This is a genomic window from Nocardiopsis codii, from assembly GCF_036327455.1.
Lineage (GTDB): Bacteria > Actinomycetota > Actinomycetes > Streptosporangiales > Streptosporangiaceae > Nocardiopsis > Nocardiopsis codii.
In genome coordinates this window covers 241,972-254,582 of record NZ_JAUZMY010000005.1, presented here as the reverse complement: position 1 = coordinate 254,582, position 12,611 = coordinate 241,972, and the positions used below count along the sequence as shown (strand labels likewise).

Sequence of the window (12,611 nt, the reverse complement as noted above, 5' to 3'; positions counted from 1 at the left end):
ACTGGCCGCGGCACCGGGCCCGCCGCGCCCCGGAGGGCCCCGTCCCCGGGCCGTCCGCGCCCCTCCGGAGCCCGCTCGTCGGGCGCCCTTCCGCGAGGGCCGTCATCCACAGAAAACGCCCTAGACTCGACCCGGCCGACGGTCAGGTCCCGATGCGCTCGTTGTGACCTCTTCGTGATGTATTCTGGCCGCCGGTAAGGCCGTCGTCCCCCCGCTTCCACCCCACACACGGAAGCAGGACGCGCCGACACCACCCCCGCTCCCGCACTCGGACCCACGCCGCCGCGAACCGCCGGTCGGCGCGGGCCGTCCCAGCGGGTAGCAGGATCCCGATCAGCGAAGTTGTGCGGAGGTGAGCCGGTGCGAACGGCGAACGACGGCCGCGGCGACGAGCCGTGGGAGGAGCCGGTCACGGCCTCCTCCTCAGACGACGAGTCGACCAGGGTCTTCTCCCGTGACAGCTTCACCGCGATCCCTCCGGCGGAGGGTGTGCGCGAACGCGTCGGCGGTGCCGACGACACGGCCACCCGCGAGTTCTCCAGGACGGGGCCCGGCTCGTCCGGCGACTCCGGCACCCGCGAGTTCGCGCGGACCGACGGCGCCGCCCCCGGGAACGCCTACGGGGACTCCGGCACCCGCGAGTTCGACCGCCCCGCCCATGCCCCCGACGACCTCTCCGCGGAGCCGGCCGAGGACGCCTCCGCCGGGACCGCCTTCACCCGCCGCTTCGTCCGGGACCGCCCGCAGCCCCGGAACCCCGCGCCGCGCGCCTCCGACCCGGAGCCGTTCGACGACGGGCCCTTCGACACGGATCCCTTCGGCGGCGAACCCTTCGACGACGAGCCCCCGCCCCGCCGCAGACGCTCCGAGCGCCCGCCGCCCCGGCCGCGCCGCCGCAAGCCGCGGCGCATCCGCGTCCGCTGGGTCGTCACGCTCCTGCTGCTGGTGGCGCTGGCGATTCCGCCGGGTACCTGGGGCTGGGTCTGGTACACGGCCCGCCAGGACGACCGCGTCGCCTCCGACGCCATCGTCGTGCTCGGAGCCAGCCAGTACAACGGCGTCCCCTCGCCCGTGTTCGAGGCGCGTCTGAGGCACGCCCAGGTCCTCTTCCTCGAGGGCGTCGCCCCGGTCATCATCACCGTCGGCGGCAAGCAGCCCGGCGACAACTTCACGGAGGCGGCAGCGGGCAGGAACTGGCTGGTCGAGGTCGGCATCCCCGCGGACCAGATCATCGCCGTGGAGGAGGGGCGGGACACCCTCCAGAGCATCAGCGCCGTCTCCCTGGTGTTCGAGGACCGCGCCTGGGAGACCGCCGTCCTCGTCTCCGACCCGTGGCACAGCCTGCGCTCCAAGCGGATGGCCGCCGACCACGGGATCGAGGCGGGCACCTCGCCCTCGCGGTCCGGGCCGGCCGTGATCGAGCGGCGCACCCAGCTCTGGTACATCACCAGGGAAACCGCGTCGCTCTGGTACTACTGGATCTTCAACGACAGCAGCGACATTCGCGTCAACGCTGCCTGACCAGCGCGGAAGGCGTGTTTGGTCCCTGCTCGGAAGTAGGGTCGCACACGATGACGAACCACTCCCGCGACGAGGGCGGAGCCGACGGCTACACGTCGGCGGACACCGAGCGCAAGGCACGCGAGAACCGTAAGAACCGGGCTCGCGGCCCCTTCGAGCGCGACCGGGCCAGGGTGCTGCACAGCGCGGCCCTGCGGCGCCTGGCCGCCAAGACCCAGGTGGTCCAGCCCGGGGTGAGCGACTTCCCGCGCACCCGCCTCACCCACTCCCTGGAGTGCGCGCAGATCGGCCGCGAGCTCGGCCAGGCCCTGGGCTGCGACCCGGACCTGGTCGAGGCGGCGTGCCTCTCCCACGACCTCGGGCACCCGCCGTTCGGGCACAACGGCGAACGCGCCCTGGACGAGGCGGCGGCCGCCTGCGGCGGGTTCGAGGGCAACGCCCAGAGCCTGCGCCTGCTCATCCGGCTGGAGGGCAAGGTCATCGACCCCGACGGGCTCAGTGCGGGGCTCAACCTCACCCGCGCCACCCTGGACGCCACGGTCAAGTACCCGTGGCTCCGGGGCGAGGGCCCCGACACCCACAAGTTCAACTGCTACCCCGACGACACGGAGGCCTTCGCCTGGCTGCGCCAGGGGGCGCCGCCCGGCCGCACCTGCTTCGAGGCGCAGGTCATGGACTGGGCCGACGACGTCGCCTACTCCGTCCACGACGTCGAGGACGCCCTGCACGCCGGGCTCGTCGACATGGCCGCGCTGCACGGCACGGCCGAACGCGCGGAGATCGTCCGGATCGCCGCCGCCTACTACTGCGACGCCGAGGCCGCCGAGCTGCACCAGGTGCTCGCCGACCTGCTCGCCGCGCCCGTGTGGCCGAGCGAGTTCACGGGGGACCTCGCCTCGCTCGCCGCCCTCAAGAACCTCACCAGCGAACTCATCGGCCGCTTCTGCCGGGCGGCCGAGCACGCGACCCGCGCCGCGCACGGCGAGGGGAGGCTCACGCGCTACGGCGCCGACCTGGTCGTGCCCCGCAGGGCCCTGCTGGAGTGCGCCCTGCTCAAGGCGGTCGCGGTCCACTTCGTGATGTCGCGTGTCGAGGCCATCGCCTACCAGGCCGAGGAGCGCCGCCTCATCACCGAACTCGTCGGAGCCCTCTGGAAGAGCGCCCCCGACGGCCTCGACCCGCAGTTCCGCGCCGCCTTCTCCGAGGCGGCCGACGAGACGGCCGCGCTGCGCGTGGTCGTCGACCAGGTGGCCTCGCTCACCGACACCTCCGCCATGGCCCTGCACTCCCGCCTGGTGGGCTGAGGGGGCCCCGGCGGTCGGCGCCGGGGAGCGGGTCCCGCGCCGTCGATTCGTTCGGGCAGGGGGGTTGACGCCTCGTATGTTAACGCTAACAATGTTGTCCGCGTCACATTTCCCCTGACATACCCGGAGGTGTCGTTCAGGTGAACCCACCCGTGGGCCGCACCCCCGTCATGGCCGACGTCGCCCGGCTGGCCGGCGTCTCCCACCAGACCGTGTCCCGCGTCATCAACGGTCACCCCAACGTCCGCGAGGAGACCGTCCTGCGGGTGCAGCGGGCGATCGACGAGCTGGGCTACCACCGCAACTCCACGGCGCGCGCCCTGGTCACCCGCCGCACCAACGTGCTCGGCGTCATCGCCTTCGACACCACGCTCTTCGGCCCGGCGCAGACCCTGGCGGGGATCGAGCGCGCGGCGCGCGAGGCGGGCTACTTCCTGAGCATGGTCAGCCTCGACGACGTGTCGCCGACCGGCGTCGTCGCCGCCGCCGACTTCCTGATCCAGCAGTCGGTCGAGGGCTGCATCGCCATCGCCCCGCAGCGGAGCCTGGTCGACGCCCTCGCCGCGCTGCCGGGGCCGCTGCCGCTGGTCGCGGTCGAGGGCGGCGAGGGCTCCGGCCTCCCCGTCGTCTGCGTCGACCAGGTCCAGGGCGCCGAGGACGCCGTCCGCCACCTCCTCGAACTGGGGCACCACACGGTGCACCACATCGAGGGCGACCCGCTCTGGCTGGAGTCCGCGGCGCGCGCCGTCGGATGGCGCCGGACCCTGGAGGAGGCCGGGGCGCCGGTCCCGGCACCGCTCCAGGGGGACTGGAGTCCCCGGTCCGGCTACGAGCTCGGCCGCGCCCTGGTGGCCCGGCGGGCCGCGGGGGAGCGGGTGACGGCGATCTTCGTAGGCAACGACCAGATGGCCATAGGGGTGCTGCGCGCCCTGCACGAGGCCGGCCTGAGCGTCCCCGGCGACGTCAGCGTGGTCGGCTTCGACGACATCCCCGAGGCGGAGTACCTCACCCCGTCCCTGACCACCGTGTACCAGGACTTCGCCCAGGTCGGCCGGGAGAGCCTGGCCCTGCTCCTCGGTGAGATCGGGACGGGCCGCGACGGCCCGGCCGACCCCGCCGGGGCCGCGCGGAGAGTCGTTCCGGCGGAGCTGAGGCACCGGGGCAGCAGCGGGCCGCCGCCCCCCTGACCCCGCGACCCACGCGCCTCCCCCCATGGAAGGAACCCCCTGTGCGCAAGGATGTTAACGCTAACAACCACCTGCCGCCGGACGCGGTCGTCATCGGGATCGACTTCGGTACCCTCTCCGGCCGCGCCGTCGTCGTCCGCGCCGCGGACGGGGCCGAACTCGGCTCCGCCGCCCACACCTACCGGCACGGCGTCATCACGGCGCACCTGCCCGGCTCCTCCGAACCCCTGGCCCCGGAGACCGCCCTCCAGAGCCCCGAGGACTACCGCGAGGTCCTGCGCACGGCCGTGCCCGAGGCCCTGCGGGCCTCCGGCGCCACCCCCGCACAGGTGATCGGCGTCGGCACCGACTTCACCTCCTGCACGGTCCTGCCCGTGACCGCGGACGGCACCCCGCTGTGCGAGCTCCCGGAGTTCGCCGGACGCCCGCACGCGTGGCCCAAACTGTGGCGCCACCACGCCGCCCAGCCCGAGGCCGACGAGATCAACGCCCTCGCGGCCAAGCGGGACGAGACGTGGCTGGCCCGCTACGGCGGGCGGATCTCCTCCGAGTGGCAGTTCGCCAAGGCACTCCAGGTCCTCCGCGAGGACCCCGAGGCGTACGAGCGCGCCGACCGCTGGATCGAGGCCGCCGACTGGATCGTCTGGGAACTGTGCGGACGCGAGACCCGCAACGTCGCCACCGCCGGTTACAAGGGCATCCACCAGGACGGGGCCTGGCCCTCCGCGGACTTCCTGGCCGCACTCGACCCCCGCTTCGCGACCTTCGCGGAGGACAAGCTCGCCCACCCCCTCTCCCAGCTGGGCGAGCGCGCCGGCGGCCTCACCGCCGGGGCCGCGGCCCTGACCGGTCTGCCCGAGGGACTGCCCGTCGCGGTCGGCAACATCGACGCACACGTCACCGCCGCCACCGCCCGAACCACCGGCAACGGCCGGATGCTCGCCATCATGGGCACCAGCACCTGCCACGTCATGAACTCCGACGTCCTCGCCGAGGTCCCCGGCATGTGCGGGCTGGCCCTCGGCGGCATCACCCCCGGGGCGTGGGGCTACGAGGCGGGACAGAGCGGCGTCGGCGACATCTTCGCCTGGTTCGCCGACTCCTACGTGCCCCCCGCCTACCACGAGGAGGCCCGCGAACGCGGCCTGTCCGTCCACGACCTGCTCTCCGCCAAGGCCTCGGAGGCGCAGGTCGGGGAACACGGCCTCGTCGCCCTGGACTGGCACAGCGGGAACCGGTCGGTCCTGGTCGACCACGACCTGTCGGGCGTGCTCGTCGGCCTGACACTGGCCACCAGGCCGGAGGAGGTCTACCGCGCCCTGGTCGAGGCCACGGCGTTCGGCACGCGCACGATCGTCGAGGCCTTCGAGTCGGCCGGGGTCCCGGTCACCGACTTCACGGTCGGAGGCGGCATGGTCCGCAACCCGTTCGTGCTCCAGGTCTACGCCGACGTGCTCGACCGTCCGATCCGCCTGGTCGCCTCCGAGTACAGCTGCGCCGTCGGGGCCGCCATCCACGCGGCCGTCGCCGCCGGGGCCCACCCCGACATCCACGCCGCCTCGGCCGCCATGGGGCGGGTCCGCGACGAGACCGTCAACCCCGACCCCGGGAGGGCGGCGGCCTACGACGAGCTCTTTGCGCTCTACACCGAGCTCCACGACCACTTCGGCCGGGGCGGCAGCCAGAGCCTGCGCCGCCTCCGGGCCATCCGCAACGCCACCCTGGCCACCGCCGGGACCGGCACCGAGGAGGGAACACGATGACCGCCGACACGGCCCGGGCCGTCCCCGAGGAGCACCGGGCGGAGGTGGAACGCCTGCGCGAGCACCTGTGCGACCTGCACGCCGACCTGCCCCGCTGGAACCTGGTCACCTGGACCAGCGGCAACGTCTCCGCCCGCGTTCCCGGCGCCGACCTCATGGTGATCAAGCCCAGCGGTGTGTCCTACGACGACCTGGCCCCCGCCGACATGGTCGTCTGCGACCTGGACGGTCGGGTGGTCGAGGGGCGCCGCGCCCCCTCCAGCGACACCTCCTCCCACGCGCACGTCTACCGGGCGCGCCCCGACGTCGGCGGCGTCGCGCACACCCACAGCCCCTACGCGACGGCCTGGGCCGCGCGGGGCGAGGCCATCCCGTGCGTCATCACGGCGATGGCCGACGAGTTCGGCGGCGACATCCCCGTGGGGCCGTTCGCCCTCATCGGCGGAGACGACATCGGCAGGGGAGTGGTCGCCACCCTCGACGGCCACCGCTCCCCGGCCGTCCTCATGCGGGGACACGGCGTCTTCACGGTCGGAGCCTCCGCCCGCGCCGCCGTCAAGGCCGCGGTGATGTGCGAGGACGTGGCGCGCACCGTCCACATCGCCCGCCAGGGCGGGCCCCTCGAACGCCTGCCCCAGGAGCACATCGACGCGCTCCACGACCGGTACCAGAACGTCTACGGCCAGTAAGGAACGATCGTGCCCCTCCCCACGCCCCCGGCCACCGAACACGCGCCCGTCGGAACCCGCCTGCCCCGCATCGGCCTCCTCGGCATCATGCAGCCGCTCTACGACGACATGATCCCCGGCATCACCGAGCACCAGGCCGCGTACGCCGCCCGGGTCGCCGAGACGCTCTCCGAGGTCGCCGAGTGGACCGTGGTCCCCCCGGTCCGCGGTCGCGACGACGCGGAACGCGCCATGCGCGGGTTCGAGGACGCCGACCTCGACGGGGTCCTCGTCGTCATGCTCACCTACGGACCCTCGCTGCGGGTCACCCGCCTGTTCAGCCAGGCGCGGCTGCCCGTCGCCCTGGCCAACATCCAGCCGGACCCCGCGGTCTCCCCGTCCTGGGACATGGACGACATGACCTACAACCAGGGCATCCACGGCGCCCAGGACACCGCCAACGCGATGGTCCGGGCCGGACTCCCGTTCGAGGTCGTCACCGGTGAGTGGCAGAGCCCCGCGTTCGCGGAGAGGATCGACCGCTGGGCCAGGGCGGCCCGCGCGGTCACCGCCCTGCGCGGGCTCCGGGTCGGCGTGTTCGGGTACCCCATGAACGGCATGGGCGACGCCCGGGTGGACGAGAGCTCGCTGCTGCGCAAGCTCGGCCCCGAGGTCGAGGTCATCGCCCCGGGCTCCCTGCACCGGACGATGGCCGAACTGCCCGAGGAGCAGGTCGCGGAGCTCATGTCCTGGGAGGACGGGGCCTTCGCGGTCGACGGGCGCCTCTCTAAGGAGGAGCGCGAGGACCACGCCCGTATGCAGCTGGGCATCGAGCGGCTGCTGGAGGAGCGGGGGGCGGGCGCCTACTCCACCCACTTCGACGCCATCGGCGAGGACGGCCGCTTCGCACGGCTCCCCATGGCCGCCGCCTCCACCCTGATGGCCAAGGGGTACGGGTTCGCCGGCGAGGGAGACGTGCTGGCGGCGTCGATCGTCTACGCCGGGCACCAGCTCGCCGGGGACGGCCACTTCACCGAGATGTACGCCATGGACTTCCCCAGCGACTCCATCCTCATGAGCCACATGGGGGAGGGGAACTGGCGGGTCGCGCGCGGCGACGAGCCCGTCCGGCTGATCAAGCGCCCCCTGGGGATCGGAGGCCTGGACGACCCGCCGACCATCGTCTTCCGCTACCGGCCGGGACCCGCGACCCTCGCCTCCCTGGTCTTCCTCGGCGGTGAGGACTTCCGCCTGGTGGTCGCCGAGGGAGAGGTGATCGACGCCCCCGAACTGCCGTCGCTGGAGATGCCCTACGGCCAGTTCCGCCCGGAGTCGGGTGTGCGGGCCTGCATGGACGCCTGGCTCCGGTCCGGCGGCACCCACCACATGGTCATGAACACCGGTGCGAGGGCCGAGGACTGGCGGGTCCTCTGCTCGCTCGCCGGCATCGAGTACGTCCGGGTCTGACCCCCGGACCCCGGGCGCCCCGGCGCCCGCCTCCCGGGGAGGGCCCCGTGCCCTCCCCACCCCCCGGCGCAAGGAGAACACCGTGCGCGTCCGACCCCCCGAACCCCCCTCACCCCCCGACCCCTCCACCCCGCGCGGCCCCGGCCGCCGGGCCTTCGCCGCCGGGGCCCTCGCCTAGGTCTCCCGGCTGGACGGCCACCTCGACCTGTTCCGCGAGATCCGGGGCGCCACCGGGGAGTACGGGCTGTCGGTCGACACCTGGGCGCCCCGGCCCAACTTCTGGGCCCCCTACCGCCAGCAGGACGGCGACCTCGTCATCGGCGGGGACGACTTCGAGCTGGAGCCGGTCGCCTCCACCGCCGACGCCCGGCTGCGCGACAGGAAGCGCGTCCGGCTCTCCTCCGACGAGTGGAACGTCTGGCACCTCAGCCGCCACCAGGCACTGGCCCAGGGCCAGCCCACCGACGACTGGAGGGTCGCGTCCCCCGTCATCGAGGACCGGTACGACGTCGCCGACGCCGACGTCCGCGCCACCGACAGCACGGCCGGCCCCGACCGGGTCGCGCCCACTCCCAACGAGGACACCCGTCTGGAGGACGGACGGCTCGGGCTCACCCTGCCCCCCGTCTCCTGGTCCGTGGTCCCCCTGTCCACCGGCCGCCGCTGAACGACGGCCACCCCCACCGGAAGGAAGAGGAACCAACACATGCGCTACCACCCGAAGGCCGTCCCGGCCCTGGCATTCCTGGGGGCGACGCTCATGCTCACCGCCTGCAGCGGTGTCGGAGACGCCGCCCGCCCCGAGGGGGAGGCCGGCACCGTCGGCATCTCCATGCCCACCCAGTCGTCGGAGCGCTGGATCGCCGACGGCGCCAACATGGTCGAGGAGTTCGAGGAGCGCGGCTTCGGCACCGACCTCCAGTTCGCCGAGGACGTGGTCCAGGACCAGATCTCCCAGATCGAGAACATGATCACCCGCGGCGTCGACGTCCTGGTCATCGCCGCGATCGACGGTGCGGCCCTGGGCGACGTCCTCGACATGGCGGCCGACAACGACATCCCCGTGATCGCCTACGACCGCCTCATCCTCGACAGCGAGCACGTCGACTACTACGCCACCTTCGACAACCTCCGGGTCGGAGAGCTCCAGGGGGACTACATCGTCGACGCCCTCGACCTGGAGAACGAGGACGGGCCCTTCGACATCGAGCTGTTCGGCGGAGCGCCCGACGACAACAACGCCTACTTCTTCAACGACGGCGCGATGTCCGTCCTCCAGCCCTACATCGACGACGAGTCCCTGGTCGTCCGCAGCGGCCAGACCTCCATGGGCCAGATCTCCACCCAGCGCTGGGACGGCGCCATCGCCCAGGCGCGGATGGACAACCTCCTCAGCGCCCACTACTCCGACGAGGAGGTGGACGCCGTCCTGTCCCCCTTCGACGGCATCAGCCTCGGCGTGATCGAGTCCCTGAGGGCGGTCGGCTACGGGACCGGGGACAGGCCGCTGCCCGTCATCACCGGCCAGGACGCCGAGGTCTCCTCGGTCAAGTCGATCATCGCGGGCGAGCAGACCCAGACGGTCTTCAAGGACACCCGCGCCCTGGCCGCCCAGACCGTCGACATGGTCGAGTCCCTCCTCGCCGAGGAGGACGTCGAGGTCAACGACACCGAGACCTACGACAACGGGGTCAAGGTGGTCCCCGCCTACCTGCTCGAGCCCGTCTCCGTGGACATCGACAACTACCAGGAGGAACTGGTCGGGAGCGGTTACTACGAGGAGTCCGACCTCGAATGAGCGAGACGGAGACACGACCGGACCCCCACGGCGGCCCTCTGCTGCTGATGAGCGGCATCCGCAAGGAGTTCCCCGGCGTGCGCGCCCTGGACGGCGTGTCGCTGAGCGTCGCCCACGGGAGCGTCCACGCGCTCATGGGGGAGAACGGCGCCGGGAAGTCCACGCTGATGAAGGTGCTCAGCGGGGTCCACCCGGCGGGCTCCTACGACGGGGAGATCCTCGTCGACGGCGACCCCTGCGCCTTCGCGGGGGTCGCCGACAGCGAGCGCGCCGGGATCGCCATCATCCACCAGGAACTGGCGCTCGTCCCGCAGCTGTCGGTCGGCGAGAACATCTTCCTCGGGCACGAGAGGGCACGCCGGGGGATCGTCGACTGGGGCGCCACCCACGCGGAGGCGCGCGCACTCCTGCGGCGCGTCGGCCTGGACGAGGCGCCCACCACACCGGTGTCGGCCCTCAGCGTCGGCGCGCAGCAGCTCGTGGAGATCGCCAAGGCGCTCGCCAAACGGGTGCGGCTGCTCATCCTGGACGAGCCCACCTCCGCCCTGACCGAGGTGGAGAGCGACCGGCTCCTCGACCTGCTCCTCGGACTCCGGGACGAGGGGGTGACCTGCATCCTCATCTCGCACAAGCTCGGCGAGGTCGTCCGGGTCAGCGACGAGATCACCATCCTGCGGGACGGCCGCGCCGTCGAGACCCTGGCCGTGGAGCGGCACGCCGACGGAACACCCTCCGTCGACGAGGACCGCATCATCCGGGGGATGGTCGGCCGCGACCTGGACCAGCGCTACCCGGAACGGTTCGGCGACATCGGCGAGACGCGCTTCGCGGTCCGCGACTGGACGGTGGCGCACCCGACCCAGCCGGGGCGGCTCATGGTCGACGGGGTCGACCTCACCGTGCGGCGCGGGGAGGTCGTCGGCCTGGCCGGGCTCATGGGTGCGGGGCGCACGGAGTTCGCCATGAACCTGTTCGGCCGCTCCTACGGGCGCCGGGTGCGGGGGAGCCTGTCCAAGGACGGAGAGGAGTTGGACACCGGCACCGTGGCCGCCGCGATCCGCGGCGGCGTCGCCTACGTCCCCGAGGACCGCAAGACCCTCGGGCTCATCCTGGACGACGACATCCGCCACAACACCACCATGGCGGCCCTGGGCCGGGTCGCCACCCGGGGGGTCCTCGACCCCGGGCTGGAGGCGGTGGAGGCCGCGCGCATGAGCGAACGGATGCGCGTCCGCAGCCACGGCACCACCCAGGCCGTGCGCACCCTCAGCGGCGGCAACCAGCAGAAGGTCGTGCTCGGCAAGTGGCTGTTCACACGACCCGAGCTGCTCATCCTCGACGAGCCCACCCGGGGCATCGACGTCGGGGCCAAGTACGAGATCTACCTGATCGTGCGCAAGCTCGCCGCCGAGGGCGCGTGCGTGCTGTTCATCTCCTCGGAGCTCCCCGAGCTCCTCGGCATGTGCGACCGGATCCTCACCCTGTGCGAGGGGCGGATCACGGGCGAGGTGCCGGGTGAGGAGGCCGACCAGGAGACCCTCATGAGACTCATGACACGGACCGGCGAACAGGACCGGCCCGACACGAGGAGACCACGATGACCATCCGCCCGGTGACACTCGTCGCGTCCCTGGTGCGCGCGAACGCGCGGCAGTACGGCATGGCCATCGCCCTGGTGGCGATCATCGTGCTGTTCCAGATCCTCACCGGGGGGCTGCTGCTGACGCCCCTCAACGTCACCAACCTGATCATGCAGAACTCCTACATCCTGATCCTCGCGATCGGGATGATGCTGGTGATCGTCACCGGGCACATCGACCTGTCGGTCGGCTCGGTGGTGGCGTTCACGGGGGCGGTCTCCGCCATCATGCTCACGTCGTGGGGGCTGCCCACGCCCGTGGTCGTCCCCCTGGCCCTGCTCCTGGGCGCCCTCATCGGCGCCTGGCAGGGGTTCTGGGTCGCGTACGTGCGCGTACCCGCGTTCATCGTCACGCTCGCCGGGATGCTCGTCTTCCGGGGCGCCACCCTGGCCGTGCTCGGCGGCGAGTCCATCGCCCCGCTGCCCACCTCCCTGCGGAACATGGCCAGCGGGTTCCTGCCGGACGTGGAGATCCTGGGCCTGCACGCGCCGACGCTGCTGCTGGGCGCGGCGGGGGCCGCGGCCGTCGTGTGGATCCAGTGGCGTTCGCGGGCGCGCGACCTCAGGCACGAGCTGCCCGCGCCGCCGGCGGCGGTCACGGTGCTGGCCTCGGCGGTCACCGTCGCGGTCATCATGGTGTTCGCCTACGTGCTGGCCCAGTACAACGGTCTGCCCCTCGTGGGGCTGCTGCTGGTCGCGCTCATCGCGGGCTACTCCTTCGTCATGCGCTCCACGACCGCCGGTCGGCGCGTGTACGCCGTCGGCGGCAGCGAGCAGGCCGCCGCGCTGTCGGGGATCAGGACGCGCCGCACCACGTTCTGGGTGTTCGTCAACATGGGCGTGCTCTCCGCGCTGGCCGGGCTCGTGTTCACGGGCCGGCTCAACGCGGCCACCCCGGGAGCGGGGACCATGTTCGAGCTGGACGCGATCGCCGCGGCCTTCATCGGCGGCGCGTCCGCCGCCGGCGGCGTGGGAACCGTCGTCGGGGCCGTCGTCGGAGCCCTGGTCATGGGCGTGCTCAACAACGGCATGTCGCTGATCGGGCTGGGCGTGGACTGGCAGCAGCTCATCAAGGGACTGGTGCTGCTGCTCGCGGTGGCGTTCGACATCTACAACAAGCGCCGTGTCTCGGTGGGACGCACACTCGACGTGACGTCCCGGGGCGGAGCGGGCCGGAAGGGGGTGGACCGGTCCCCGCCGGGCCCGGGAGGCGTCCCCGCAACGCCCTGAGATCCGCCGTGGGGGGGGGGGGTCCCCCCCCCCC

General features: G+C 72.7%; 10 protein-coding genes. 9 read left to right on the top strand and 1 reads right to left on the bottom strand.

The window, feature by feature from the left end; genetic code table 11:
* Positions 1-360: 360 nt before the first annotated feature.
* The 6 genes from Q8791_RS07860 to Q8791_RS07835 all read left to right on the top strand — a co-directional run bounded on the left by Q8791_RS07860 (position 361) and on the right by Q8791_RS07835 (position 7,910).
* Positions 361-1,521, top strand: coding sequence for a YdcF family protein (locus tag Q8791_RS07860; RefSeq protein ID WP_330090922.1), 1,161 nt, complete (start codon positions 361-363; stop codon positions 1,519-1,521).
* Positions 1,522-1,571: 50 nt separating this feature from the next.
* Positions 1,572-2,825, top strand: coding sequence for a deoxyguanosinetriphosphate triphosphohydrolase (locus tag Q8791_RS07855; protein WP_330090921.1), 1,254 nt, complete (start codon positions 1,572-1,574; stop codon positions 2,823-2,825).
* 170 nt (positions 2,826-2,995) lie between these two features.
* Positions 2,996-4,012 (top strand): LacI family DNA-binding transcriptional regulator, encoded by a 1,017-nt coding sequence (locus Q8791_RS07850; protein WP_330090939.1) that lies wholly within the window; start codon positions 2,996-2,998, stop codon positions 4,010-4,012.
* Between the two features lie 41 nt (positions 4,013-4,053).
* Entirely contained in the window at positions 4,054-5,775 is a 1,722-nt protein-coding gene (gene araB, locus Q8791_RS07845) for a ribulokinase (protein ID WP_330090920.1), read from the top strand.
* Positions 5,772-6,464, top strand: coding sequence for an L-ribulose-5-phosphate 4-epimerase (locus Q8791_RS07840; protein ID WP_330090919.1), 693 nt, complete (start codon positions 5,772-5,774; stop codon positions 6,462-6,464). The genes araB and Q8791_RS07840 overlap by 4 nt, the downstream gene beginning before the upstream one ends.
* 9 nt (positions 6,465-6,473) lie before the next feature.
* A complete protein-coding gene (locus Q8791_RS07835; RefSeq protein ID WP_330090918.1) occupies positions 6,474-7,910 on the top strand; it encodes an L-fucose/L-arabinose isomerase family protein in 1,437 nt (478 codons plus the stop codon).
* 288 nt (positions 7,911-8,198) lie between these two features.
* On the opposite strand, the gene Q8791_RS31805 is transcribed toward Q8791_RS07835, so the two are convergent.
* Positions 8,199-8,525 carry a hypothetical protein gene (locus Q8791_RS31805; protein ID WP_407941968.1) on the bottom strand — a complete coding sequence of 109 codons (327 nt, stop codon included), beginning with the start codon at positions 8,523-8,525 and terminating at the stop codon, positions 8,199-8,201.
* A gap of 91 nt (positions 8,526-8,616) precedes the next feature.
* Here Q8791_RS31805 and chvE point away from each other — a divergent pair, with 91 nt between their 5' ends.
* The 3 genes from chvE to mmsB are packed head-to-tail and all read left to right on the top strand — an operon-like array spanning position 8,617 to position 12,577.
* The gene (gene chvE / locus Q8791_RS07825) at positions 8,617-9,708 is read left to right on the top strand and encodes a multiple monosaccharide ABC transporter substrate-binding protein (protein WP_330090917.1); all 1,092 of its coding nucleotides are present in this window, start codon (positions 8,617-8,619) and stop codon (positions 9,706-9,708) included.
* Positions 9,705-11,309, top strand: a complete 1,605-nt coding sequence (locus Q8791_RS07820; protein WP_330090916.1) for a sugar ABC transporter ATP-binding protein — start codon at positions 9,705-9,707, stop codon at positions 11,307-11,309. The genes chvE and Q8791_RS07820 overlap by 4 nt, the downstream gene beginning before the upstream one ends.
* The gene (gene mmsB / locus Q8791_RS07815) at positions 11,306-12,577 is read left to right on the top strand and encodes a multiple monosaccharide ABC transporter permease (RefSeq protein WP_330090915.1); all 1,272 of its coding nucleotides are present in this window, start codon (positions 11,306-11,308) and stop codon (positions 12,575-12,577) included. Before Q8791_RS07820 ends, mmsB begins: the two co-directional genes overlap by 4 nt.
* The last annotated feature ends 34 nt before the right edge of the window (positions 12,578-12,611 follow it).

Excerpts from the sequence above, each read along its gene's own strand:
- Q8791_RS07840 (WP_330090919.1), top strand. The coding sequence starts at position 5,772 with ATGACCGCCGACACGGCCCGGGCCGTCCCCGAGGAGCACCGGGCGGAG.
- Q8791_RS07850 (WP_330090939.1), top strand. The coding sequence starts at position 2,996 with ATGGCCGACGTCGCCCGGCTGGCCGGCGTCTCCCACCAGACCGTGTCC.
- Q8791_RS07820 (WP_330090916.1), top strand. The coding sequence starts at position 9,705 with ATGAGCGAGACGGAGACACGACCGGACCCCCACGGCGGCCCTCTGCTG.
- chvE (WP_330090917.1), top strand. The coding sequence starts at position 8,617 with ATGCGCTACCACCCGAAGGCCGTCCCGGCCCTGGCATTCCTGGGGGCG.
- Q8791_RS07855 (WP_330090921.1), top strand. The coding sequence starts at position 1,572 with ATGACGAACCACTCCCGCGACGAGGGCGGAGCCGACGGCTACACGTCG.
- mmsB (WP_330090915.1), top strand. The coding sequence starts at position 11,306 with ATGACCATCCGCCCGGTGACACTCGTCGCGTCCCTGGTGCGCGCGAAC.